The sequence below is a fragment of the Rhodococcus sp. PML026 genome (assembly GCF_000963615.1).
In the GTDB taxonomy this organism is placed as follows: Bacteria; Actinomycetota; Actinomycetes; order Mycobacteriales; family Mycobacteriaceae; genus Rhodococcoides; species Rhodococcoides fascians.
In genome coordinates this window covers 22174-46241 of the sequence record NZ_KQ031365.1, presented here as the reverse complement: position 1 = coordinate 46241, position 24068 = coordinate 22174, and the positions used below count along the sequence as shown (strand labels likewise).

Sequence of the window (24068 nt, the reverse complement as noted above, 5' to 3'; positions counted from 1 at the left end):
CACGTCATGGACGAGGACGAACAGCAACCCACCGCTCCCGCGCAACGCACGCAGGCGGTGTCACGGGATCAGCTCACATCGACGGACGGCGTCGAACGCACGCAGGCGGTAGCGCGACCGGAAGCAACGTCGACCGACGGCGTCGAACGCACGCAGGCGGTCTCGCGATCGCCGATCGACGACCGGACCGCACCGACTCCGGGGCCGAATTCGCCGGTAGGTGAAGACAACTCGAAAGCTGCGGTTGCCAAATCCTCAGCGGCCAAATCCGGCATGTCGCAAAGCGCGTCCACTCGGGCCAGAACCGGTCGATCTCGGTCCGGTCGCTCCCGCAGCACCGGTATTCGGCGCCGTCTCGGCGGCGGCCTGGTGGAGGTTCCGCGGGTGGAGCCGATCGATCCGGCGACCGCGGTGATGTCGGATCCTACGGTGCCGCAGCACAAACGGTTCTGTTGGAAGTGCAACGCCAAGGTCGGGCGCAGCGAACCGGGAGAGCCCGACATCTCGGTGGGCGTGTGCCCGCACTGCGGCACCACCTTCGATTTCACCCCGCTGCTCGAGCCGGGTGATCGAGTGGTGGGCCAGTACGACGTGCAGGGGTGCATCGCGCACGGCGGTCTGGGGTGGATCTACCTCGCCATCGACCGTAACGTCAGCGACCGCTGGGTAGTACTCAAAGGCCTACTGCATTTCGGCGACGAGGAAGCACATGCGGTCGCGGTCGCGGAGCGTCAATTCCTCGCCGAGGTAGCGCATCCCGGCGTCGTCAAGATTTACAACTTCGTCGAACAACCCCGCGGCGACGGCACTTCCGTCGGCTTCATCGTCATGGAGTACGTGGGTGGTCGTTCGCTGCGCGACATCCTGACCGCGTGCGGTGACGACGCCCGCATGCCGGTCGAGCAGGCGCTGGCCTACGTACTCGAAGTGCTTCCGGCACTGGGTTATCTGCATTCGATCGGGCTGGTCTACAACGATCTCAAGCCCGAGAACATCATGGTCTCCGAGGACCAGATCAAGTTGATCGACCTCGGCGCGGTCGCGGGCATCGAGGATTACGGCTACCTGTACGGCACGGTGGGGTACCAGGCACCGGAGATCGTGAAGACCGGGCCGACGGTGGCGTCGGACATCTACACCGTCGGCCGCACCCTCGCGGTGCTGACGCTGGACATGCCGTCGAAGAACGGCAAGTACCTCGACGGCCTGCCCTCCGTCGCAGAATCGGAAGTGCTGCAGCAGTTCCCGTCGCTGCATCGCCTGCTGCTTCGAGCCACCAACGCAGACCCGACGCGGCGGTTCCGGTCCGCGGACGAGTTCGCGGGGCAGGCGACCGGCGTACTGCGCGAGATCCTGGCGATCCGGACGGGCGTCGAGCGGCCCGGCCTGTCCGCGGTGTTCAGCCCGCCGCGTACGACGTTCGGTACGGAGCAGTCGGTGGGTCGTACCGATACCTACGTCGACGGCAAAGTACGCCACGAGCGCATGACGGCAGCCGAAGTGGTTGCCGCACTGCCGGTTCCCCTGGTAGATCCCAACGATCCGAGCGCTCCCCTGCTGGCTGCCGCCGTGCACGTCGAAGCTCAGCAGACTCTGGACTCGCTCCAGCATGCCAAGCGGAACGGCATCGAGCGGGTGTCGGCCGGTACGTCAGGTGCCACCGGTTCCGCGCCCGCGGGAGCGAGCCTGGAGATCACCCTCGCCGAGGTCAAGGCGCACCTCGATCTGGGGCACGTCGTGGAGGCCACCGACATCCTGTCGAAGGTGCAATCCGAGGATCATGCCGCCGATCCGTGGCGGGTGCAGTGGTACGCCGGATTGATCGCCTTGCTGCACCACGAATACGATTCTGCGTTCACGAGTTTCGACAACGTGCTCGGAGCGATGCCCGGCGAGCTCGCGCCCAAACTCGCGCTCGGTGCCACGTCGGAATTGTTGGGGCATGTCGCGCTCGGCAACGACGAGGACGCCGAGAAATGGCGGGCCAGAGCCGAGGGCCTGTACCGCGCTGTGTGGCGCACCAACAGGGGCATCGTCAGCTCGGCGTTCGGTCTGGCCCGGCAGCTGCAGCGCCGCGGTGATCAGACCGGTGCCATCGCGGCACTGGACCAGGTGCCGATCAGCTCGCGGCACTACTCGATGGCACGGATGACCAGTGTGCTGACCTTGCTGATGGATCGCTCGCGCGCCGAGCTGTCCGAGGCCGATTTCCGCTCTGCCGCACGGCGAGTGGCGCTGCTCCCCAAGGCGGAGAGCCGAGCACTGCAGATGCGGACGCTGGTGCTCGCGATGGCCTTGGACTGGATCGTCTCCGGCCACGCCGCCACGGCCGAACGGGAGCCGATTCTCAGCGTCCCGTTCACCGAGGACGGATTGCGGCGTGGCACCGAGAAGGGGCTGCGGGCGTTGGCCCGCAACGCCACCGATCGCGCGCATCGCTTCTCACTGGTGGACCTGGCGAACGCTATCCGGCCCCGTTCACTGTTCTAGTCGCCGTCACGAACCAGATCGTCCGTCGCCCGAGCGATCGCCAGCTCCTCGTTGGTCGGCACCACCAACACGGTCACGGTCGACGAGTCGGTCGAGATGACCCGAGCCTGCTTGCTGCGCACTGCATTACGCTCCGGGTCGATCTCGATGCCGAATCCCTCGAGGTTCGCCAGGGCGTCGGCACGCACGGCGGACGCGTTCTCGCCGACACCCGCGGTGAACGTGATGACGTCGAGCCGGCCGAGTCCGAGCATGTACGCGCCGATGTACTTGCGCAGTCGGTGAATGTAGACGTCGTACGCCAGCCGCGCGGAGGCATCGTCGTCGTCGATCCGTTGTTGTAGTTGCCGGAAGTCGTTGACCCCGGACAGTCCGATCAGTCCGGACCGCCGGTTCAGCAAGGCATCGATGTCGTCGACGCTCATACCTGCGCTGCGGCGCAGATGCATGATGACGCCGGGGTCGATGTCGCCGCTGCGAGTACCCATGACGAGTCCTTCGAGCGGGGTCAGGCCCATCGAGGTGTCGACTGCCTTGCCCCCGGAGACCGCCGATGCCGAGGCTCCGTTGCCCAGGTGCAGGACGATCTGGTTCAGGTCTGCGAGATCGCGTCCCAAGAACTGCGACACCTGGTCCGAGACGTAGTGGTGCGAGGTGCCGTGAAAGCCGTAGCGCCTGATGTCGTGCTCGGCGGCGACGGTCGCGTCGATGGCATAGGTCGCGGCTGCGTCGGGCAGCGAGTGGAAGAAGGCCGTGTCGAACACCGCCACGTGCGGGACGTCCGGCAGCTGCTTCCTGGCAACCTCGATGCCGAGTACGTTCGGCGGATTATGAAGCGGTGCAAGACTGCTCAGGTCCGAGATCTGCTGCACAACGGCGTCGTCGATGATCGTCGGACGGTAGAACACCGTTCCTCCGTGGACGACTCGGTGCCCGACGGCGGTGACGTCTGAGCCCAGTTCGATTCCCGCGTCCGCGAGCATCTCGAACGCCAGCGCCAGACCGGCACCGTGATCCTCGATGTGCTGGGTACGCTCGACGCTCTCGCCGCGATGGTCGAGTTCGACGCGGCCGTCGGATTCACCGATGCGCTCGACGAGCCCACTGGCCAGCGATTCGCCCGAATCGGGATCGACCAGTTGAAATTTGACCGAGGAGGAACCCGAGTTGACGACGAGGATGCTCACGCCTGTGCCTCCTGCTGGGAGATACCCTGCGCCTGAATGGCGGTGATGGCGACGGTGTTGACGATGTCCTCGACCAGTGCCCCACGCGAGAGGTCGTTCACGGGCTTGCGCAGGCCCTGCAGTACCGGCCCGACAGCGACGGCACCGGCGCTGCGCTGAACGGCCTTGTAGGTGTTGTTGCCGGTGTTGAGGTCGGGGAAGATGAACACCGTCGCGCGGCCTGCCACGTCGGAATCCGGCAGCTTCGATTTCGCGACCGACGGCTCGATGGCCGCGTCGTATTGAATGGGGCCCTCCACCAACAGTTCCGGGTTACGTTCGCGCACGATGGCCGTCGCTTGCCGCACCTTGTCGACGTCGGCTCCCGAGCCGGATTCGCCGGTGGAGTACGACAACATCGCCACTCGCGGTTCGATACCGAACTGGGCCGAGGTCTGCGCCGAGGAGATGGCGATGTCGGCCAATTGCTCGGCCGTCGGGTCCGGCACGACGGCGCAGTCGCCGTAGGCCAGTACGCGATCGGACAGGCACATCAGGAAGATCGACGAGACCGTCGACACGCCCTCGGTGGTCTTGATGATCTCGAACGACGGCTTGATGGTGTGCGCGGTCGTGTGCGCCGCTCCCGACACCATGCCATCGGCAATGCCCTTGTGCACCATCATGGTTCCGAAGTAGGAGATGTCGGCCATGATCTCGCGGGCACGCTCGATCGTCATCCCCTTGTGCTTGCGCAGTTCCGTGTACTCCTGCGCGAATTCCTCGGCGTAGTCACAGTTCTTGGGGTCGAGGATGGTCGCCGAATCCAGATCCACTCCCAGTTCCGATGCACGACGTCGAATCGGGCCTTCTTCGCCGAGGATCGTGAGGTCCGCGACCTGGCGTTGCAACAGCCTTCCGGCGGCCCGCAGAATCCGGTCGTCGCCGCCCTCGGGGAGCACGATGTGCTTGCGATCGGCACGCGCTCGATGGATCAGCTGGTATTCGAACATCTGCGGCGTCGTGATGGTCGGGATGGCGATATCGAGCCGTCCCAGAAGGGTTTTGGCGTCCACCCGCTGCTCCATCAGGCCCAGCGCGGTGTCGACCTTGCGCTGAGAACCGACGGCAACACGGCCACGGGTCTGCGCCGCAGCCGATGCGGTGTCGAAGGTTCCGAGCTCGGTGGTCAGAATCGGCAGTCTCGGACCGAGACCGGCGACCAGTCGTGCGATTGCCGGGTGCGGTTCGATGCCGCCGTTCATGATGATGCCGGCGAGGGACGGAAAACCCTCCGCCTCATGAGCATTGACGAGTGCGAGAAGTACGTCGGACCGGTCTGCCGGCGCGATGACGACGACACCTTCGGTGAGCCGCTCCAGAATGTGCTCGGCCGTCATACCGCCGACCATCACCCGCATCGCTTCTCGCTGCAGCAACGACGAGTCGCCGCTGTAGAGCGTTCCGTCCACCGCGTCGAGCAACTCCGCCATGGTCGGCGCGACGAGCAACGGGATCTCGGGAAGGCTCCACGCAGGAACGTCGACCGACGCCAATGCGTCGGTGACGGCGTCCAACTGATCCGGATCGCACCGGTTCGCCACGATCGCGGCGAGATGGGCGTGATGCTGCCGCAGTTCGGCCTGGCACAGCGCCGCCAACTGAGCGATCTCGTCGGGGGTTCGATCGGAGCCACGCAGCGCGAGGAGCACGGGGGCACCGAGATTGACCGCGATGCGCGCATTGAATCCGAGTTCACTCGGGCTGCCGACATCGGTGTAATCGCTACCCACGATCACCACGGCGTCGCACTGCGCAGCCACCTCGTGATACCGACTGACGATCTCGCTCAGTGCCGCATCCTGATCGGAATGCACCTGCTCGTAAGTGACCCCGAGAGACTGCTCGTAACTCAGATCGGCGGTCGTGTGCTCGACGAGCAATTCGAGAATGTAATCCGGCTCCTCCGTCGAGCGAGCGATAGGCCGAAACACACCGACCCGGGCCGTCGTCGCGGCGAGCATCTGCAGCACTCCCAATGCAATCGTGGACTTGCCGGAGTCGCCTTCCGGTGACGCGACATAAATACTCGAGGGATACATGTCAGCCGTCTCGGCACCGGTGGACTCAGCCATGCCCGCCAGCTTAATGGTTGGGGTGTTGACACCGAGCACAGTCGGGTTGTCCCATGAGCCATGGTCGAATCACCGTTTCCGGATGTTCGCTGGGGCAGCGAGACATCGTTCATCCGCAAGCCCGCCGTCAAGTTCGCGTCGACCAAGCCCGGTTCGTGGGTGATCAGGAACCTCGCAGGCGTCGACCGCTGGTTGTTGACCAAGTCGAACGGCCGATTCACCGTCCTCGGACCGATCGCTGCTCCGGTGGTGTTGTTGACAACCACCGGACGCAAATCCGGTAGGCCGAGGACGAGTCCGCTGTTGTACTACCGGGAGGGTGATCGGATTTTCGTCGTGGGATCCAATTTCGGCCAACAACACCATCCGGCATGGACGTCGAATCTTCTGGCCGACCCGAAGGCCGTCGTCACTATCGGCGGCAGGAAGATACCGGTCACCGCCACCCGAATCACCGGCGATGAGAAGGCGCGTATCTACCGACAGTTCGACGCGATGGTGGAGGTGTACGGCGAGTACGAAACAAGGACCGACCGAGACATGCGATTGTTCGCACTCTCGGCCGATCCCCGCACTTCGACGTAACTAGCCGAGCTTGCGCAGGCGCGGTGCCAGATCCTTCTCGAACAGCTCGAGGAAGCGCTTCTGGTCGTGTCCGGGCGCGTGGAACACCAGGTGGTTCAGGCCGGCGTCTGTGTACTGCTTGACCTTCTCGACGGCCTCGTCCGGGTCCGAAGCCACGATCCAACGCTTGGCGACCTGCTCGATCGGCAGCTCGTCGGCGGCTTTCTCCATCTCCATCGGGTCGTCGATGGAGTGCTTCTGCTCCGGTGTCAGCGACAGCGGGGCCCAGAAACGGCAATTCTCCAGTGCCAGTTCCGGATCGGTGTCGTAGCTGATCTTGATCTCGATCATCTTGTCGATCTCGCCGGCGTCACGCTCTGCCTTGCCTGCGCCCTCTTCGACGGCCGGGAGGAGCTTGTCGGTGTAGAGCTCCATGCCCTTGCCCGACGTACAGATGAAGCCGTCACCCGCGCGTCCTGCATACCGCGCGACGACGGGTCCGCCGGCCGCGATGTAGACGGGGATGCCGCCCTCGGGGACGTCGTAGATCGACGCGCCCTTGGTCGTGTAGTACTCGCCCTCGAAGTCGACGCGATCGCCGAGCCACAGCTCGCGCATCAAGCGAACCGACTCACGCAGTCGTGCGAAACGCTCCTTGAACTCCGGCCACTCGCCGGTGAACCCGGTGGCGATCTCGTTGAGCGCCTCACCGGTTCCCACTCCGAGCATGATGCGTCCGGGGTAGAGGCAGCCCATCGTGGCGAACGCCTGCGCGATGACCGACGGGTTGTAACGGAACGTCGGCGTGAGCACCGAGGTACCGAGCTGGATCGTCTTCGTGCGCTCGCCGACGGCCGTCATCCAGGCCAGCGAGAACGGGGCGTGACCGCCCTCGTGACGCCACGGTTGAAAGTGGTCACTGACAGTCGCGGAGTCCATACCGTGTTGCTCGGCGAGAACACCGAGTTCGACGAGCTCCCGCGGCCCGAACTGCTCCGCCGATGCCTTGTACCCGAGCTTGAGACCCTGCGCCACGCCGAACTCCTGTCGTTGGTCGTCTAGTACTTCGATTGTGCACCTGTGGCGATTGGCGGTGTGCTACTGGATCCCCAGAACAGTGACCACCGCAGCCAATACTGCTACTGCGCCAATGCCGACCGCGAAGATCCACAGGTCCCGGGACTCGGGCATGGGCGCTCCGCTCTCGAGGGCGGCACGTACACGCATCCATCGCCGTAGTCCGATGACGGGTGCGGCGGCCGCGAGGCCGATGAGAATCAGACCTAGTGCAGTGCGAACCCAGCCGGTGCTGAATCCGGGAACCAGGTGAACGATTGCGATCCCGCCGGCGAGCAACCCGAGCGATGTTCTGAGCCAGGCAAGAAAGGTGCGTTCACTGGCGAGGGTGAACCGCTCGTCGGGGCGCGTCACGCTGGAGCGGTGATGCGTTCGCGGATGAGTCGGGCAAGGAGTTCAGGATCGTCGGGGGTGAAGACCGGCGAGACGCGGCGGATGGTGAGCACCACTGCAGTGTCCTTCTTCGGACGCATGACGTCCAGCGGGAGCCACTGGTCGGTTGTCGACGCGCCCCACAGCCGCCAACGTCCGTTCCAGTTGCCCAGCACGGCGGTGTCGACGGCGCGAATGTCGCAGTAGGGGACGAACTTCTCGATCCCGAACGGAAAGTAGTAGTGCCGCAACGTGACCCCGCTATCGTCCACGCGCACGAGACCGTCGTCGTAGTGGGCCGTGGATGTTGTTCGCATAGTTAACGGTAGGCCTGCTCGGGACGCTCTCGCAACCGTGATCTCGAAACCTGTCGGTGGGTCGAGATACTCTTTCTTCGGTTCGAACGCACGTTCTGAACTGGGGGTCACCGGGGGGTGAAAAATGGCTGCACCAGTGCCGCGCGGGAAGAGAATCGGCATGCGGCCCGAAAGATCGCTGCCTGCTACGACTTCCACCTCACCTGCATCGCGCAGGATGCGAAGCATCGGCAGTACAGCCGGTACGGACGCACCGAAATGGCACTCGCGTTGAGCTGCTCCGCCACCGTCGCCGAAGCGTACGTGTCCGTCGGCGTGGCCCTGCACACCCGGCTTCCTCTGCTGAAAGCCGCATTCGAGGCCGGTGACATCGACCTCCCCCGCGCGACCCACTCACCGACCGAGCCCTGATCTACAGACCCGACGCCCTCACCACCGCCGCCGTACGACTACGCGATCGCCACTGCCGCTTCCCCGGCTGCCACCGACCCGCCACACGCTGCCAACTCGACCACGTCAACCCGTTCGACCACGCCAATCCCCTCGGCGGCGGCTGGACCACCGTCAACAACCTCCAATGCCTCTGCGAATACCACCACAGCGTCAAAACCGCAGGCTACTGGACCGCCGTCATACTCCCCGGCGGCGCCATCCTGTGGACCTCCACCTCGAAGACCACCCGAATCACCCTGCCAGCCAACGGAACAGCCGTACCCATCATCGGCAACGACCTCCGGCCGTACATCCCCACCAAACCCAGACGATCAGGCGTCATCGCCTACCCCGACAACCCGACCCCCGAGCCAGAACCGACCAACGAAGAAGACGAGGAGCCGCCATTCTGACCTCAGACGTCGGCCGCTCGTTCCGGCGTTCTCACCAGCGTCAGCTGCGAGGTCTGGCGCAGAGAGAATCCGATGGAGAGGTACAGCTCGATAGCGCGGATGTTCGTCGCGGCGGCATGCAGGAAAGGCTCGTCGCCTCGGGCCCTGATGCCGTGACCGACCGCGCGGACCAGCTCGGTGGCCAAGCCCTGTCCGCGATGAGCCGGGTCGGTACACACTGCGCTGATCTCGGTCCACCCCGGCGGACGCATGCGCTCCCCTGCCATCGCGATCAGAGCGCCGCCTCGTCGGATACCGAGATACGTGCCGAGTTCGCGGGTGCGAGGAAGGAACGGGCCCGGCTCGGTGCGTCGCACGAGATCGAGCATCTCGGGCACGTCGTCGGCTGTCAGTTCTACCGCCTCGGCCAACGGCCGAGTCTCGAGTTCGGTGCCCACGAGTTGAACGATCCCGAAGCTGTCGACCACGGACCACCCCTCGGGCACATCCAGCACCGGCCCCCGCAATCCCACGATGCTCCGCGGCCCGAACAGCACTGCGATGTCGTCCCAATCCCGTGGCTGCAGAACGTCGGGATGCGCCAGAAAGGGCGAGACCTGGGGATCAGCGCGAATCACTCGGCCGCGCGTGATCGCAAACCGCGACAGCGGACCACCGAGGGAGGTACGAATGGGATCGTCGAGAGGGTGAACAGACACGTCGGTCAGCGTCCCATGTCGGGCTCGGTCAGTTGCTCACGACCCACTCCGTCACCAATACTTATACCGGTATAGTTATTCGCATCGAACCGAAAGGCATTCCGTGATCGAAATCCTGCCCCCGAGCAAGATTCCCCTTGCCCGTGAAACCGGTGCACTCGTCGCCGAAATTCTCGAGACCGTCCGCGAACGCGCGACCGTCGGCACCAACCTGCTCGAGATCGACGAATGGACCAAGGACATCATCCTCGGGGCGGGGGCGACGTCGTGCTACGTCGATTACGCGCCGTCCTTCGGGCGCGGACCGTTCGGCCACTACATCTGCACGTCGGTCAACGACGCTGTGCTGCACGGTTTGCCGCACGACTACAACCTGGCCGACGGCGATCTGCTGACCCTCGATCTTGCCGTGATCCTCGGCGGCGTGGCATCGGACTCGGCCATCAGTTTCGTCGTCGGCGAGAACAAGCCGGCAGAGAGCCTGGCGATGATCGATGCCACCGAACGAGCGTTGGCCGCGGGTATCGCCGCGGCACGTCCGGGCAACAAGATCGGCGATATCTCCCACGCCATCGGGACGGTTCTTCGTGAAGCCGGCTTTCCCATCAACGTTCAGTTCGGTGGTCACGGAATCGGATCGACCATGCATCAGGATCCGCACGTATCCAATACCGGCAGGCCCGGTCGCGGCTACGGCCTTCGCCCCGGCCTGATGTTGGCACTCGAGCCCTGGGTGATGGCGGATACCGATGAGCTGGTCACCGACCCCGACGGGTGGACGTTGCGCAGCACCACCGGTTGCCGCACCGCGCACAGCGAACACACCGTCGTCATCACCGACAGCGGGGCCGAAATCATGACCCTACGTTCGTGATTCTGCGTCGGTAGGAGTCACAAACGCTTCTCGAAAGTGTTGGAGAACGGCAGCAGTTCGTACGGCGAAAACACCGGGATGCGGGTGTAGCCGCTCTTCTCGTACAGCCGCACCGCGTCGGGCTGACGATCACCGGTCTGCAGAATCAAACGCCGCAATCCCTGGTCGCGGGCCGCATTCTCGGACGCCTGCAGCAGCGCGGTGGAGACTCCCGACCCACGGTGATCAGGATGAACGAACATTCGCTTCAGTTCGAGGTCGGGGCCGTTCCACCGCAGAGCGGCATGCCCGACGGCCTGCTCGACGTTCTGCGCATCGCACCGATAGACGACGAACGTGCGATGCACGTCGCCTTCGTCCACGGCATTGGCCTGCGTCTTCGCCATCAAGGCCGCTCGGTCCGCGTATCGGGGACCCACCTCCGATGCCATTGCGGCACGGAGCGATTCGGCGTCGGGATGGTTCCAGTCGACGGCGCGGGTGACGAGGTCTGTTCGGGACTGCGCTACATCGGTCACGCTCGATCGGACCACGCGCTACGGGCCGGCGTCAACCGCTGCAATCACGGTGAGTTTATTGCTGGTGCGGCCAGTCGTCGTCGTGCACTGTGACAGCGTGAACACGAACTGTCGCTGCCCACGCTGACCATCCGACCTCCCCACCGTCGACAACACTTGTCACAGTCGACACTTGTCACAGGAGCCACAGCCATGAGCACCGAAGCGACCGTCGTTCTTCGCATCTCCGATTCCGGGACGTCATCCTTGCAGGGATTGACTCGACCGCAATTGCACGCCCTCGCCGATGCTCTCCGCGTCGCCGCAAAAAGCTATGCACCACATGCCAAGATCCTGACGCGTTTCGACGTCCGGGTGAACGAACTCAACGCTCCCCTTGTCATCGACCTACCCGCACGCGATGTCGTTCTCGCCGGCAAGAGCGTTCGGTTCAGCCACACCGAGTTCGAGATCTTCGCCTATCTCGCCCAGCATCCTCGTGTCGTCGTGAACAGATCCGAGCTGAGTGACTCGAACGGCGGCCGCAGTGTCGACGTCCATCTCTCCAGGGTGCGAACCAAACTCGGGCAGTACGGCCGACTGATCACCACGGTCCGCGGCACCGGCTACCGATTCGATCCCGAGCCCGGAATCCGCGTCATCACCGAGCCGTCGGTGCTGCGCAGCGCCTGAGATCAGTTACACGACTACCGCGTCAGTGCTGCTGTTCGACGTCGACGGTTCCGACGTACCACCACGAACACGAGCAACGCGACCAGAACCACCGCGATGATCGCGCCCAGTGCCGTCGCGCCGCGGAAGCCGGGTGCGCTGGTATCGAGGGTGCGTTCGCCGGCGTGGGCGGCGTTGCTGGTACCCAGAACGATGGTCAGAGTCAGCAGGTTCGGGATGGCGGTGACGACTGCGAGAATCACCGATCCGATCGCCAACTGCTTTCCCGCCCTACCCTTTCGGACCGACCACGCACTCCAGAAGAACATCAGTGGCGCGAACGTGCAGACGATTCCGAACAGCAGGCCCCACAGAATTCCCTTGGTGAACGTGCGATCCGCCAGGCTCTCGACGCGCAGGCTCCACCACCGCGGCAGGAACGCCGCCAGAACGAAGTAAGCGATCAACAGAAGAACGACGCCGGCACCGAGCAGGATGCCGCGCCGCTTCCAATTCGCCGAGCTGGTCGACGGTGCAGGCGTGGTCGGGTCAGCAGTCATAGGCCCATGGTAGAGCGTCGAACACCTCGTACGACCTCACCCGAGACCTGATCGTTAGATGGGGATGTGCCCAGCCCGCTACGACGCCCGTGCACGGTCGGAAGCAGCGTCACCGTCGAGGCCCAGGTGTCCCCGCAACGTCGTCGAGGTGTATTCGGTACGGAACACCCCTCGCTCCTGCAATGCCGGGACCAATTTGTCGACCAGATCGCCGATGGCGTCGCGCAAGTGGTACGGGTTGATGTTGAAGCCGTCGACCACACGGTGACGCACGAGGGCTGCCCAGTGGTCTGCCACTGCCGCAGGGGTTCCCGAGTGGAAGCGCGACGCCGGCGACACTTCGAGCACCAACTCTCGGATGGACAGCCCTTTCTCTTCCGAGAGGGCTCGCCATTGCGCGATCTGAGTCAGTTTGCCGGTCCGAGCGTCGATGGACAGCGTGCCGCGTGACGGATCCAGCTCGGCGTCCACCGGATCGATGTCGGGTAGTGGGCCCTCCGGGTCGTACGCCGAGAGGTCCTTGCCCCAATAGTGCTCGAGAAAGGCGATGGCTCGAACACCGTTGTGCGCGTTGGATCGAAGCCACCGAACCTTTTCTTCGGCCTCGGCTTCGGTATCACCGAGTACGACGGTCACCCCGGGCAAGATCTTCACGGCATCGGCGGGTCGGCCGTAGGCGACCGTCCGGGCACGTAGATCTTTGGCGTAGGCCACCGCTGCGTCGTAGGCGTTGTTGGCCGAGAAGACGACGTCGGCGTGCCGGGCCGCGAGGTCCCGTCCTCCCGGCGAGTCGCCGGCCTGGAACAGCACCGGCCCACCTTGCACACGGGACCGAACGTTGGGTGCCGCAACCGCTTCGAGCAGATCGGTGTGGAACTCCACAGGGGAACCTGCCCAGTACTGCTTCGCCAGTTCGACCACCTGGGTGGCGCGCTCGTAACGGCGTTCGTGCTCCAACCATCCTCCGCGCCTGAAGTTTCTACCCGTCCAGGCGTTGTCGGTGGTGACGATGTTCCATCCGGCGCGCCCGTCCGACAGCGCGTCCAGGCTGGCCAAACGACGAGCCAACTCCACCGGGATGCTGTACGTGGTGTTCTGGGTCGCGACAAGTCCGATGCGCTCGGTCACCGACGCCAGAGCCGCCAGTTGTGTGATGGCGTCGGGCCTGCCGGCGATGTCGGTGGAGAGAATGTCGCCACGGTTCTCTCGGATACGTTGACCGTCCCCGAGAAAGAACGCGTCGAACAAACCGCGTTCGAGTGTGCCGGCGACCTCGATGAACGTGTCGGTGGCCACTTGATCGGGGGCGTGCGAATCCTCCCAGATCGTCTGCGCGCCGATCCCTGGATAGAACACGCCCAGATGAATCTGCGCGTTCGGGTCGAACGGTGCGCCGGTGTCCGGGTGATGGTCGATGATGCCCATGACAGCTCTTCTCTACTCGTGCGCAGCCGCGGCGTAGCGGCTGACCGGACGCGGCAACCCCAGGTTCTCCCGCAGCGACAGTCCCGGCGTCGGTCGACGAATCAGATGTGCCGGTACCGCAAGCTCTTTCAACGCCGCACCACCGAGGTGCAGCCGGACGCCGTCGACGACTCCGGCGAGGGCCTCGGCCTTCGACAGGTGGTCGATATCGGCGAACACCAGCGCGGCCCCGTCGCGGCGAGCGGTGTCGGCCTGCTCGCCGATGCCGTCCCCGCGTACGAGTGCGACATCGAGCAGATCGGTGACTCCCAGGTCGGCGTCGCCGATGACGACGACCTGCCCCTGCGGCGGACGAGGAGTGATCAGTGGCCCTACGACGTCGAAGAATTCGCCCTCGAAGCGCACGTGATGCACGCGAGCGGGATCGAGATACCGGCCGGACTCCGCGTCTCGAACGACGGCGTCGTCTTCCCACGAATCCCACAGCCGCCCCGCCACGTCGATGACGTCCCGCACTTCGGCGGTGGTCTCGGAGCGGACCTCGGATCCGACAGCCGCGTGAGTGTCCGCGCTGTTGTCGACACCGACCACCCAGGCCCCGCGGCCGTGCGAGGCGTGGTCCACACTCGCGAGTTGTGTTGCGAGAAAGAACGGTTCGGTCGTCAGAGTGTGGACCGTGGGAGCCAGGCCGAGGGTGGACGTGGTGGAGGCGACGAATGCCGCACGAGTACCTGCATCGAGGCGCTCGCGTGAGGAGACCAGCGAATCACCGAAGGTGACGAGGGTGAAGCCGGCGCGTTCGGCGGCGGCCGCGTTCTCCTTCAGGAGCGCAGGTGTCTCGTCGAACCCGTCGAGTTCGACGGCGAAGTACAACGTCTCGGTCATCCTCGGTTCAGCCCTTCGCACTCGTCGTGTTCCTGCGTCCTCTGTACCGACGATCTTCACCGGACGGCTCAACCACGAGTTCCGAAGTCCAGCGCCGCGGCGGTGCAGGCAGGCTGAGCTCCGAGTCGATCGATCAACGCCGCCGCCAGTGCTTTCAGCCAGGTCATACGTGGACCCTAGGTTCATCCGCTGTAGAGCACACCCGTTGCGATCACGCTGATTCGAACGACGTAGACGCCGGTACGTAGACGCGCAGTGTCAGCACGAGGTCACCACTTCGCGGGCCCGGACCCCCTGCCTGTGCTGCCACCGATCAGGTCGTGCGACCTACGTCGACCTCCACGAGGACCCGGTTTCGCGCTCGAAGACCGGCCGCACATCCACGGTGTCGTAGACGATGGACAGTGCAGAAATGCGTCCGTTCTCGTCGAGTTCGGCGACGTCGACCACGTCGAACGGGGCCGCCACACCCGAGGGCAGTCTCCAGTCGAAATGGAACCAGAACGTGACGAGTCGAGCGCCCTCGGACGTACGACCTTCGGCGACGCCCTTCGAGGTCAGCGTCGCACCCGAGGTGTCCGCGAAAAGCGCGCGATAGAAGTCGGATGCGGGCGTCGGTCCGTACAGCGGCGAGTGCACAACCGCACCGGGTGCGAACAGAGTCAGGACCGCATCGACGTCGGCCCGTCGAAGTGCATCGAGGTACTGCTCGACCAAGTGGTCCGCGGACGAGTTCATGAAGCAAGGGTAGCCGACCGCCAGGACGCAAGACATTCGCTCATCGTGATTTTTTGCCCCTGCAGCAACGACTTTCGGCGTGTGCATACTTCTCGTAGTGGGACAGTGTCAGATGGAGGGCCGCCGGTGAAATCGTTCACTATCGCCATTGTGGGTGCGGGTCCGCGCGGCACAGGTGTACTCGAACGACTGCTGGCGCGCCGGTCCGATGCGGAGCTGCACATCCACGTCGTCGATCCGTTCCCTCCGGGGGCCGGTCGCATCTGGCGTAGCAGTCAACCACCGCTGCTGTGGATGAATTCGGTGGCCGCCGACGTCACCATGTTCACCGACGACACCACCGTCGTCGACGGTCCGATTCGCCCCGGTCCGACGCTGGCGCAGTGGGTTCTGGAACATGCCGACACCCTGCGCCAGGACCTCGAATTGCGGGACGAACTGCGCGATTTCGGTCCGCATTCCTTCGCGTCGCGGACTTTACAGAGTCGCTACCTCAGCTGGGTGTTCGAGCACGCCGTTGCCGACACCGACACGCACGTTCACGTTCATCGAGCACGGGTGACGGACCTGACCGCCGACCAGGTACTGCTACTCGACGACGGGTCGACCATCCGCACCGATGCCGTGCTCTTGGCCCAGGGACATCCGGATGCGCTTGCATCGCACCGTGAATCACAGCTCGATGAGTTCTCCCGAACCCATGGGCTGACGTACATCGGCCCCGGATACACCGCAGATCTCGATCCCAGCCGAGTGCCTGCGGGAGAACCGGTGCTGATTGCCGGGCTCGGATTGGCATTCATCGACTGGATGGTGTTGCTCGCGGAAACTCGCGGTGGATCGTTCGCCCGCAACGCGGACGGCGTGCTCGAGTACACCGCCTCCGGCCGCGAACCGATTCTCTATGCGGGTTCGCGGCGCGGAGTTCCGTACCACGCGAAGATCTCCTACGACATCGCCGCGGCGCGCCCGCCCCTCCCGAAGTTTTTCACCGCCGACGCCTTCCCCGGCCACGGCCCTCTGCACTTCCGCGACGAAATCTGGCCGCTCGCATCCAAAGAACTGGCCTGGGCTCATTACTACGAGTTGTTCACGGCCCACCCCGAGCGAACAGTCGGCTCCTGGCCGGAGTTCGAGATCGGATTGAGCGAGATCACCTGGGGATCGCAGGAACTCACCGCCTTCGTGGAGCAATTCGTTCCGAAGGACGAGGACCGCATCGATCTGGCACGGCTCGACAAGCCCTTTGCCGGACGGCGTTTCGAGGGACTCGATGAGGTAGGTACCGAGCTGCAGACCTACATCGAGACCGACCTTCGTCGTCGAGCAGATCCCTACTACAGCTCGGATGCCGCCGTCTTCTCGGCACTGCTCTCGGTGTACATGACCATCGGAGAGTTGTTGCGACGCGGGCGCATTTCGGCGCAGTCGGTCGCAGGCGATGTGGAAGGGTGGCTGCACTCGTTCTTCAGTTTCGTCGCGAGCGGTCCGCCACCGGAACGGCTCGAACAACTCCTGGCCCTCAGCCGGGCCGACATCGTTCACTTCCTCGGCCCCGATGTCACCTTCTCCACGGAGAACGGGTCGTTCGTCGCCCGTAGCTCTGCACACGATGTGGTGGTGCACGCCGACACTCTGATCGACGCGCGCTTACCCGTCGCAACCATCGCCGCCGCCGAAGACGAATTGCTTCGCACCCTGCATACGCGCGGCGACATCACCGACATCCGCGCCACCGAGCACAGCGCAGCGAAAGTAGCTGTCGACGGGCGCTCTCGATTGATCACCGCGTCGGGAGAGGCGGCCGAGAACCGCTACGCGGTGGGTCCATGGGTCGCCGGACACACGTGGTCGAGTGCCTTTCCGCGGCCGAGGACCAACGCCGGCTTCTTCCGACACAACGACCAGCTCGCGGCAGAACTACTGCGGCACAGCCGCTGAACCGTCGGTCGGCCGGACAACGGACCGGATCACGGCGCGATGCGCAGTCCGGCGATCAGCACCCGCGCCATCTTGCGCGGGTCGTAGCGGCTGTCCGTGGCACCGATGCACAGGTTGCCGACCGCCCGCATCAACTCCAATGCGGTCTGCCCCGGGGCGATCTCCCCCGAGTCCGCAGCGGCGTCGAGCAATGACTCGCACACCGGAACCAGCCGGTTCAGGAAGTAGCTGTGCAAGGTCTCGAATCCGGCGCTGTCCGACTGCATGGCCTGGGCCAGACCGTGTTTGCTGACCAGGAAGTCGACGAACCGATCGATCCAGAGCACCAACGCCGCGTGCGGTGATTCGCGGCCGGCGAGAAGCTCCTGACCGGCGACGGCGCAGGCCTCCACCTGATGTCGGAAGACGGCGACGACGAGGTCGCCCCGCGTCGGGAAGTGCCGGTAGATGGTTCCCACGCCGACGCCGGCCCGCCTGGCGATATCGCGCACCGGCACTTCTACTCCCGACTCGACGAACGCAGCCGCCGCCGCGTCGAGCAGGGTCGCTTCGTTGCGCCTCGCATCCGCCCGCTTTCTGGGCTGCTCGGCTTCGGCCTCGGTCACTGTTCCTCCAGCCATCGACAAACGGAACAACGTTCCGTATGTTTGTTTACGGAACGTTGTTCCGCTTACTCGCAGAGTAACCCCTCCAGAGGCCACAAGGAGATCCCCATGCAGTACCGCACACTGGGACGCACCGGCGTCCAGGTCAGCACTCTCTCGCTCGGCGCGATGAACTTCGGTGCCATCGGACGCACCACGCAAGACGAGGCAACCGCGATCGTCGACGCCGCACTCGAGGGCGGTATCAACCTCATCGACACCGCGGACATGTACAGCCAGGGACAATCCGAGGAAATGGTCGGCAAGGCGATCGAAGGTCGGCGCGAGAACATCGTGCTGGCCACCAAAGTGTTCAACCCCATGGGCGACGAACGCAATCATCAGGGCAGCTCCCGCCGCTGGATCGTCACCGAACTGGAGAACAGTCTGCGCCGACTCGGTACCGATCACGTCGACCTCTACCAGATACACCGCTGGGACCCCACCACGAGCGACGAGGAAACCCTCTCGGCGCTGACAGATCTGCAGCGTGCCGGGAAGATTCGATACTTCGGCTCCTCCACCTATCCGGCTTACCGAATCGTGCAGGCGCAGTGGACCGCACGGGAGCACCGTCTAGGGCGGTTCGTCACCGAGCAGCCGCCGTACTCGATCCTGCAGCGCGGCATCGAATCCCACGTCCTTCCGGTCGCGCAGGAGTACGGAATGGGGGTTCTGGCGTGGAGTCCCCTGGCGGGCGGCTTCCTCTCCGGAGCCATCCGGGCCGGGCGAGAGACCACCACCAACCGCGCGGCGATGATGCCCGAGCGATTCGGCACGGACACTCCCACGGGACGGGCCAAACTCGACGCCGTCGAGAAACTGGTCGGTGTTGCCGACGAAGCCGGACTGACACTGATCCAACTCGCACTCGGTTTCGTGACGGCTCATCCGGGAGTCACCAGCGCGATCGTCGGGCCGCGTACCGTCGAGCACCTACACTCGCAGCTCGCTGCCGCCGACACCGTCCTCCCGGCCGATGTCCTCGACAGGATCGACGAGATCGTAGCTCCGGGAGTCGATCTCGCGCCGGACGACAAGTTCGACACCCCGCCGGCACTGCTCGACGCCTCCCTGCGGAGACGCTGACATGGTCAGCTACGGGATCATGACCCCTCCCCAGAACGTCTCCTACGCCGACCTGCTCCGGGTGTGGCGCGAGGCAGACGGCATTCCGGAAATCGAGCACGCGTGGCTGTTCGATCACCTCATGCCCATCGGCGGTGACCTCGACGGCCCGATCTTCGAAGGCTGGACCATGCTGTCCGCATTGGCCGCTCGTACCGAGCGGTTGCGATTGGGAATCATGGTCACCAGCAACCGCATTCGTCCACCCGCGATCCTCGCGAAGATCGCCACTACGGTCGACGCTGTCTCGCACGGGCGGCTGGACTTCGGCATCGGTGCCGGATCACGGCCGAGCGTGCCGATGGCGAGACGGGAGTACGACGGGAGCGGGCTGCCCTACAGCGACGCTGCGAACGCTGTTGCGCGACTGGGTGAATCGCTCACGGTGATTCGTAGGCTCTGGACCGAGAGCGAACCCTTCGACTTTCACGGCAGCCACGTCGACCTCGTCGGGGCGTTCCAGAATCCGAAACCGATTCAGCGACCGGGCCCGCCGATCGTGATCGGCGGCCGGGCGGCAGGAGTGCTGCGCCTCGTCGCCGAACACGCCGACGTATGGAACATTCCCGGTGGGGACCTGGCCGACGCACTGGACAGAGGCAGACTACTGGACCGGTACTGCGCCGAGATCGGGCGCGATCCAGGGGCGATCACACGATCGATCGCGCTCGGGATGTCGTTCGAAGAACCCGAGAGAACGAGAAACGACATCGGCGACGCGGTGGCCGCCGGATTCGATCATGTCGTTCTCATCCTCCCCGGCCCCTATCCCGACGGCATCGCGCAGAGAGTGACCGAGGCGTTCATCGATCGCTCGTAAGAACCCGTGCGCCGGGCCTTGTCCTCACGGAACCAGAACGAACTTTCCACGCGGGTGCGTCGACTGCAGTTCGGCATGCGCCTTCGCCACGTCCTCGAGCGGGAAGGTCTTGGCAACCGTGACCTCGAATACGCCTGCACCCGCCTGCTCCAGCAGCACCGGGGATGCGAGGCGTCGACGCTCCATACTCACCGGCCCACCGACGGTGAGGAACCCGTCTGCCGAAGCTCGCCCGAAGGCGGCCGTGCTGACCAATCTCGCTCTGTCCGTCAGTAATTCGAGAGAGACGTCGACGGCCTCGTCGGTGCCCACCGTGTCGATTGCCGCATCCACCCCATTCGGTGCGGCTGCTCGTACCCGGTCGATCAGTCCGTCGCCGTATTCGACGGGCTCGACACCGTAGGACCGGAGCGCGTCGTGGTTCTGGTGGCGCGCAGTCCCGATGACGGTGGCCCCGCGCTCCAGAGCGAGCTGAGCCACCACGGACCCGACGCCGCCTGCCGCTCCATGCACGAGAACAGTGTCTCCGCTCGTGACATCGACGGATTCGAGTGCGTCGTAGGCCGTTCCAGCCACGGCGAGTACTCCCGCAGCAACGTTCCAGTCCAACGCTTCCGGCTTCTGGAACACGAACCGCGCAGGAACCAGAATCCGCTCGGCGTACGTACCGTTCTGGCCGGAGACAACCACCGCGTCGCCGACGGCGACAGGACCGACCGGGCCCTCGACGGTTCCTCCGACCGCCACCACGATGCCCGACGCCTCGCTGCCCAACGCAATCGGAAGCTTCGACCCGTCGGTACCGAAGGCGCCGCTGTAGCTCTTGTAGTCGAAGGGGTTGACGCCGATCGCCTTGACCTCGACCAGAACCTGGCCCTCGGACGGTTCAGGCAGCTCTCGTTCGACGATCTCGACGACGTCCGGTCCACCGTAGGACGCTGCAACTGCAACTCGTGTCATGCGCGGTACAACGGTCACCACGACGCAAATGTTCCGCTCAGATCCGCAGGCGCGGCAGTCCCCATTCCCTACCGAGCAATTCGTACGAGCGCAGCCGGTCCGCATGGTCGTATGTGACCGAGGTGAGCACGAGTTCGTCCGCATCGGTCGCTTCCTGCAGGGCGTCGAGCTTCACCGCGACCGTCGCCGCAGATCCGACGATCTGAGTGTCCACTCGATCAGCGACGAGCTCGTATTGCTCGCCGGTCAGCGGTGCCACGTTCTTCGGATCCGGATACTCGATCGCACCTCGACCGCTGCGAATGCTGTGCACCCATTGCGGAAAAGACTCTGCCAGCTCTCGGGCCTGCGAATCTGATTCTGCAACAACCACATCGGCCGACACCGCCACGTACGGCGAGGGCAACCGGGCCGACGGCACGAAAGCACGGCGATACTCGTCGATCGCCTCGAGAGTCGTCCCCGGGCTGAAGTGATAACTCGCCGCGAACGGCAGACCGCGGGCACCGGCCTCACGGACAGTCGGCCCAGCGCTGCTGCCGAACAGCCACAGCGCCACATCGGCCCCGACACCCGGGCGTGCCGTCAACGGCACCCCGTCGCGCTCGTAGCTACCGGCAAGCAGCGCAACAAGGTCGTCGAGTTGATCGACGAATTCCGGGACCTCAGCGTGTGGCTGCTGCAGCGCAGCCAGAGACGCAGCCAGCAGCGGGGTCGTTCGCGGGGTCGCCGCAGCGGGCGCCACTGGAAACAGTCCACCGGGTTCCGATGACACCGCGTGCTCGGGCGCAGCCTGCTGTGCACCGGTCAGGGCTGCTGCTCTGCGCTGCCCGGATCGACCCACACCAAGATCGATACGACCCGGATACAGCGCGTCCACCGTTCCGAAGGACTCCACAACGGCAGCAGCTGTCGTGAAACCGAGCTGGACCGCAGCCGATCCGACACGAATGCGGTTGGTGGCAGCCGCAATCAAACCCACCAGTACGGCAGGCGCAGAACTGGCCGCAGCGACGAAGTGATGCTCGGCAACCCAGTAGCGCTCGTAGCCCCACTCTTCGGCCTGTCGTGCCAGATCGAGCGAATTCCGGAGCGCCTGAGCAGTGCTCGACCCAGCGCTGATCGGTGCCAGGTCGAGAACGGACAGCGGCACGCGCGTCATCCGGGCGTCTTCTCCCCTGCTTCGACAGCCACCGTCAGCCGGTTCTCCGCCGGCGCGACCGGGCACGTCGCGTAGTCGGTGAACGCGCACGGCAGGTTCGCTGCTCGGTTGAAATCGAGTGCCACGGAGCCACCCTCGGGTTCCGCCACAGCAAGGATCCGCGCTGCCGGGTACGTGGTGACCCCGCTCGCGGCATCGGTGAACAGAACCTTCAGACCAGTGTCGTTGCCGCCGAACGCAACCAACTGCTGGGCTGTACCGGCCAGCTCGAAATCGAGGGTGCCCACCGCAGTGTGGTGGTGTTCGAGACCCTCGACCACGGCACCTGTCGTCACGGTGACCGGGGCGTCGTAGGGCGTGAACGTGGCGCGGGCCACGAACTCCTCGCTGGGTTCGTAGGCCGGTATCCCGTTGTAGGACTGCAGGGTCGAGGCTTTCGGATCGTGGACCCGCAACGCCACCGCGCCGGTGCGGCGGATGACCTCGATACGGCGTTCACCGTCGTGGACGAGGATCCCGGGCGCACCCTCCACCGGATTCAGAGTCGTCACCCCGTCCACTCCCTCGACGGTCACCGAGTCCGCATCGGCCCGCCATCGGCCGGGCAGATCGGCAACGATCTCGAAATCGTCGGTCAGCCAATACAATCCGGTCAGCGACAACCATCCCAATGGATCGCCGTAGGACGCTTCCCGGTCCGCGTGCCACTGCTTCCAGTCCTGCTCGAATTCACTCACGATGCTCGCACTCCTTCACGCTGTTGGTACGGGTGACGCAGACCGAGGTGATCACGCAGCGTGTTCCCGGTGTACTCGGTACGGAAACTACCGCGATCCTGCAGTTCTGGGACGACTTGGTCGACGAACTCGTCGAGCCCGGCCGGCGTGATGTGCGGAACGAGGATGAACCCGTCGCACGCATCGTTCTGGACGTAGCTGTCGATGTCCTCAGCTACCTGTGCCGGCGTTCCGACGAACTGTTGCCGGGTCGTCACCGCGATGATGAGCTCCCGAATGCTCAGATTCTCGGCCTCGGCACGCTCACGGTACTGCTGCGCAAGGGTTCTCGGGTCACCGTGGCGAGCGCGGCCACGGGTGATGCTCACGTCACCGCTCGGCTCGACGTCGGGCAACGGTCCGTCCGGGTCGTACTCGGACAGGTCTCGTCCCCACACCTGCTCCAGAAACGAGATGGCAGTCTTGCCGCTGACCTGCTGGTGCCGAATACGGTCGGCCTTCTCGGCTGCATCCTGGGCCGAGTCCCCGAGGACGAACGTCGCGGCGGGCAGCACCTTCAGGTCTGCGTGCTCGCGGCCGTATTTGGCCAACCTTCCCTTGACGTCGGTGTAGAACTTCTGCCCGTCCTCCAGCGTCCCGTGGATGGTGAAGATCGCATCCGCCTTGGCCGCACCGAACTCACGACCTTCGTCGGAATCGCCGGCCTGCAACAACACCGGGTGTCCCTGCGGACTGCGCGGCAACGTGAAGCGGCCCGTCACATCGAACTGAGGACCCGAATGCGAGACCGTGCGGATCTCGGATTCTCGGCCGAAGACACCTCGATCCCGATCGACGACGAACGCATCGGACTGCCACGAATCCCAGAACTCTCGGGCGACGTCGATGATCTCGTTCGCTCGCACGTAGCGGTCGGCCCGGTCGAGGTAGCCACCGCGTCGGAAGTTCTCTCCGGTGAACGCGTCGGACGAGGTCACCATGTTCCACGCCGCGCGCCCGTCGGACAGGTGGTCCAGCGAAGAGAACTGCTTGGCGAGCTCGAAGGGCTCGTTGAACGTGGTGTTGATCGTCCCGGCGAGTCCGAGCTTCGTCGTCACCGATGCCAACGCGTTCAACACCGTGAGCGTGTCCGGGCGGCCGACGACGTCGAGATCGTGAATCTTGTTGCGATGCTCGCGTAATCGCAGACCTTCGGCGAGGAAGAAGAAGTCGAACAGCCCACGCTCTGCGGACTCGGCCAGGTGGACGAACGAATCGAATTCGATCTGGCTCTTCGACGCCGGGTCGGTCCAGACGGTGGTGTTGTTGACGCCAGGGAAATGCGCGCCGAGGTGGATCTGCTTCTTGGTCCGCTTCGAGAT

The 24068-nt window shown here is 64.8% G+C and carries 24 protein-coding genes; 8 read left to right on the top strand and 16 right to left on the bottom strand.

What is annotated here, in order from left to right:
* The first annotated feature begins 6 nt into the window (after positions 1-6).
* Positions 7-2490 carry a serine/threonine-protein kinase gene (locus VF34_RS00230; protein ID WP_155288429.1) on the top strand — a complete coding sequence of 828 codons (2484 nt, stop codon included), beginning with the start codon at positions 7-9 and terminating at the stop codon, positions 2488-2490.
* Here the strand turns inward: VF34_RS00230 and VF34_RS00225 are convergent.
* Positions 2487-3677: an acetate kinase gene (locus VF34_RS00225; RefSeq protein WP_032374721.1), complete on the bottom strand. Its 1191-nt coding sequence runs from the start codon at positions 3675-3677 to the stop codon at positions 2487-2489. The genes VF34_RS00230 and VF34_RS00225 overlap by 4 nt on opposite strands.
* On the bottom strand, positions 3674-5791 hold the full coding sequence (gene pta, locus VF34_RS00220) for a phosphate acetyltransferase (RefSeq protein ID WP_179274113.1): 2118 nt from the start codon (positions 5789-5791) through the stop codon (positions 3674-3676). Before pta ends, VF34_RS00225 begins: the two co-directional genes overlap by 4 nt.
* Positions 5792-5851: 60 nt before the next feature.
* Here pta and VF34_RS00215 point away from each other — a divergent pair, with 60 nt between their 5' ends.
* On the top strand, positions 5852-6376 hold the full coding sequence (locus VF34_RS00215; RefSeq protein WP_032374720.1) for a nitroreductase/quinone reductase family protein: 525 nt from the start codon (positions 5852-5854) through the stop codon (positions 6374-6376).
* Here the strand turns inward: VF34_RS00215 and fgd are convergent, their stop codons facing one another.
* From fgd to VF34_RS00200, 3 genes are all read right to left on the bottom strand, one after another.
* Positions 6377-7390, bottom strand: a complete 1014-nt coding sequence (gene fgd / locus VF34_RS00210; RefSeq protein ID WP_027498496.1) for a glucose-6-phosphate dehydrogenase (coenzyme-F420) — start codon at positions 7388-7390, stop codon at positions 6377-6379.
* 63 nt (positions 7391-7453) lie between these two features.
* Positions 7454-7786, bottom strand: a complete 333-nt coding sequence (locus VF34_RS00205) for a YidH family protein (RefSeq protein ID WP_027498497.1) — start codon at positions 7784-7786, stop codon at positions 7454-7456.
* Entirely contained in the window at positions 7783-8082 is a 300-nt protein-coding gene (locus tag VF34_RS00200) for a hypothetical protein (RefSeq protein ID WP_231578159.1), read from the bottom strand. Before VF34_RS00200 ends, VF34_RS00205 begins: the two co-directional genes overlap by 4 nt.
* A 156-nt stretch (positions 8083-8238) precedes the next feature.
* On the opposite strand from VF34_RS00200, the gene VF34_RS00195 reads away from it, so the two are divergent.
* On the top strand, positions 8239-8532 hold the full coding sequence (locus tag VF34_RS00195) for a DUF222 domain-containing protein (protein WP_032374718.1): 294 nt from the start codon (positions 8239-8241) through the stop codon (positions 8530-8532).
* A 436-nt stretch (positions 8533-8968) separates the two neighbouring features.
* Here VF34_RS00195 and VF34_RS00190 read toward each other — a convergent pair whose 3' ends face one another.
* On the bottom strand, positions 8969-9664 hold the full coding sequence (locus VF34_RS00190) for a GNAT family N-acetyltransferase (RefSeq protein ID WP_094643879.1): 696 nt from the start codon (positions 9662-9664) through the stop codon (positions 8969-8971).
* 103 nt (positions 9665-9767) lie between these two features.
* On the opposite strand from VF34_RS00190, the gene map reads away from it, so the two are divergent.
* On the top strand, positions 9768-10538 hold the full coding sequence (map, locus tag VF34_RS00185) for a type I methionyl aminopeptidase (protein WP_032366687.1): 771 nt from the start codon (positions 9768-9770) through the stop codon (positions 10536-10538).
* 17 nt (positions 10539-10555) lie between these two features.
* On the opposite strand, the gene VF34_RS00180 is transcribed toward map, so the two are convergent.
* Complete coding sequence (locus VF34_RS00180; RefSeq protein ID WP_080729177.1) at positions 10556-10969, bottom strand: GNAT family N-acetyltransferase; 414 nt, start codon at positions 10967-10969, stop codon at positions 10556-10558.
* 279 nt (positions 10970-11248) lie between these two features.
* Between VF34_RS00180 and VF34_RS00175 the strand changes: the two genes are divergently transcribed.
* Entirely contained in the window at positions 11249-11728 is a 480-nt protein-coding gene (locus VF34_RS00175) for a winged helix-turn-helix domain-containing protein (RefSeq protein WP_032366689.1), read from the top strand.
* A 14-nt stretch (positions 11729-11742) separates the two neighbouring features.
* Here VF34_RS00175 and VF34_RS00170 read toward each other — a convergent pair whose 3' ends face one another.
* The 4 genes from VF34_RS00170 to VF34_RS00155 form a co-directional block, all read right to left on the bottom strand.
* Complete coding sequence (locus VF34_RS00170; RefSeq protein ID WP_027494251.1) at positions 11743-12267, bottom strand: hypothetical protein; 525 nt, start codon at positions 12265-12267, stop codon at positions 11743-11745.
* A gap of 78 nt (positions 12268-12345) precedes the next feature.
* Complete coding sequence (locus tag VF34_RS00165; RefSeq protein WP_032374717.1) at positions 12346-13692, bottom strand: LLM class flavin-dependent oxidoreductase; 1347 nt, start codon at positions 13690-13692, stop codon at positions 12346-12348.
* 12 nt (positions 13693-13704) lie between these two features.
* Entirely contained in the window at positions 13705-14577 is an 873-nt protein-coding gene (locus tag VF34_RS00160) for an LLM class flavin-dependent oxidoreductase (RefSeq protein ID WP_032374716.1), read from the bottom strand.
* A 327-nt stretch (positions 14578-14904) separates the two neighbouring features.
* Positions 14905-15315, bottom strand: coding sequence for a nuclear transport factor 2 family protein (locus VF34_RS00155; RefSeq protein ID WP_027494254.1), 411 nt, complete (start codon positions 15313-15315; stop codon positions 14905-14907).
* Positions 15316-15441: 126 nt separating this feature from the next.
* On the opposite strand from VF34_RS00155, the gene VF34_RS00150 reads away from it, so the two are divergent.
* Positions 15442-17256 carry an FAD/NAD(P)-binding protein gene (locus VF34_RS00150; RefSeq protein ID WP_032374715.1) on the top strand — a complete coding sequence of 605 codons (1815 nt, stop codon included), beginning with the start codon at positions 15442-15444 and terminating at the stop codon, positions 17254-17256.
* Between the two features lie 29 nt (positions 17257-17285).
* Here the strand turns inward: VF34_RS00150 and VF34_RS00145 are convergent, their stop codons facing one another.
* Positions 17286-17876 carry a TetR/AcrR family transcriptional regulator gene (locus tag VF34_RS00145; protein WP_032374714.1) on the bottom strand — a complete coding sequence of 197 codons (591 nt, stop codon included), beginning with the start codon at positions 17874-17876 and terminating at the stop codon, positions 17286-17288.
* Between the two features lie 93 nt (positions 17877-17969).
* Here VF34_RS00145 and VF34_RS00140 point away from each other — a divergent pair, with 93 nt between their 5' ends.
* Both VF34_RS00140 and VF34_RS00135 read left to right on the top strand, forming a co-directional pair.
* Entirely contained in the window at positions 17970-18989 is a 1020-nt protein-coding gene (locus VF34_RS00140; RefSeq protein ID WP_032369853.1) for an aldo/keto reductase, read from the top strand.
* A 1-nt stretch (position 18990) separates the two neighbouring features.
* Positions 18991-19848, top strand: coding sequence for an LLM class flavin-dependent oxidoreductase (locus VF34_RS00135; RefSeq protein ID WP_032374713.1), 858 nt, complete (start codon positions 18991-18993; stop codon positions 19846-19848).
* 24 nt (positions 19849-19872) lie between these two features.
* On the opposite strand, the gene VF34_RS00130 is transcribed toward VF34_RS00135, so the two are convergent.
* Genes VF34_RS00130 through VF34_RS00115 form a run of 4 tightly spaced genes read right to left on the bottom strand, consistent with a single transcriptional unit; the run spans position 19873 to position 24068 of the window.
* A complete protein-coding gene (locus VF34_RS00130) occupies positions 19873-20808 on the bottom strand; it encodes an NADP-dependent oxidoreductase (RefSeq protein WP_032374712.1) in 936 nt (311 codons plus the stop codon).
* Positions 20809-20845: 37 nt separating this feature from the next.
* Positions 20846-21970, bottom strand: coding sequence for an LLM class flavin-dependent oxidoreductase (locus VF34_RS00125; protein WP_045840624.1), 1125 nt, complete (start codon positions 21968-21970; stop codon positions 20846-20848).
* Entirely contained in the window at positions 21967-22707 is a 741-nt protein-coding gene (locus tag VF34_RS00120; protein WP_230595351.1) for a DUF1684 domain-containing protein, read from the bottom strand. The genes VF34_RS00125 and VF34_RS00120 overlap by 4 nt, the downstream gene beginning before the upstream one ends.
* Positions 22704-24068 (bottom strand): NtaA/DmoA family FMN-dependent monooxygenase, encoded by a 1365-nt coding sequence (locus VF34_RS00115; RefSeq protein WP_032374733.1) that lies wholly within the window; start codon positions 24066-24068, stop codon positions 22704-22706. The genes VF34_RS00120 and VF34_RS00115 overlap by 4 nt, the downstream gene beginning before the upstream one ends.

What these genes read in the sequence shown, in the direction of transcription:
- VF34_RS00230 (WP_155288429.1), top strand. Translation starts at nt 7, where the DNA reads ATGGACGAGGACGAACAGCAACCCACCGCTCCCGCGCAACGCACGCAG.
- pta (WP_179274113.1), bottom strand. Translation starts at nt 5,791, where the DNA reads ATGGCTGAGTCCACCGGTGCCGAGACGGCTGACATGTATCCCTCGAGT.
- VF34_RS00215 (WP_032374720.1), top strand. Translation starts at nt 5,852, where the DNA reads ATGGTCGAATCACCGTTTCCGGATGTTCGCTGGGGCAGCGAGACATCG.
- VF34_RS00180 (WP_080729177.1), bottom strand. Translation starts at nt 10,969, where the DNA reads ATGGCATCGGAGGTGGGTCCCCGATACGCGGACCGAGCGGCCTTGATG.
- VF34_RS00175 (WP_032366689.1), top strand. Translation starts at nt 11,249, where the DNA reads ATGAGCACCGAAGCGACCGTCGTTCTTCGCATCTCCGATTCCGGGACG.
- VF34_RS00170 (WP_027494251.1), bottom strand. Translation starts at nt 12,267, where the DNA reads ATGACTGCTGACCCGACCACGCCTGCACCGTCGACCAGCTCGGCGAAT.
- VF34_RS00165 (WP_032374717.1), bottom strand. Translation starts at nt 13,692, where the DNA reads ATGGGCATCATCGACCATCACCCGGACACCGGCGCACCGTTCGACCCG.
- VF34_RS00160 (WP_032374716.1), bottom strand. Translation starts at nt 14,577, where the DNA reads ATGACCGAGACGTTGTACTTCGCCGTCGAACTCGACGGGTTCGACGAG.
- VF34_RS00155 (WP_027494254.1), bottom strand. Translation starts at nt 15,315, where the DNA reads ATGAACTCGTCCGCGGACCACTTGGTCGAGCAGTACCTCGATGCACTT.
- VF34_RS00145 (WP_032374714.1), bottom strand. Translation starts at nt 17,876, where the DNA reads ATGGCTGGAGGAACAGTGACCGAGGCCGAAGCCGAGCAGCCCAGAAAG.
- VF34_RS00140 (WP_032369853.1), top strand. Translation starts at nt 17,970, where the DNA reads ATGCAGTACCGCACACTGGGACGCACCGGCGTCCAGGTCAGCACTCTC.
- VF34_RS00135 (WP_032374713.1), top strand. Translation starts at nt 18,991, where the DNA reads ATGGTCAGCTACGGGATCATGACCCCTCCCCAGAACGTCTCCTACGCC.
- VF34_RS00130 (WP_032374712.1), bottom strand. Translation starts at nt 20,808, where the DNA reads ATGACACGAGTTGCAGTTGCAGCGTCCTACGGTGGACCGGACGTCGTC.
- VF34_RS00125 (WP_045840624.1), bottom strand. Translation starts at nt 21,970, where the DNA reads ATGACGCGCGTGCCGCTGTCCGTTCTCGACCTGGCACCGATCAGCGCT.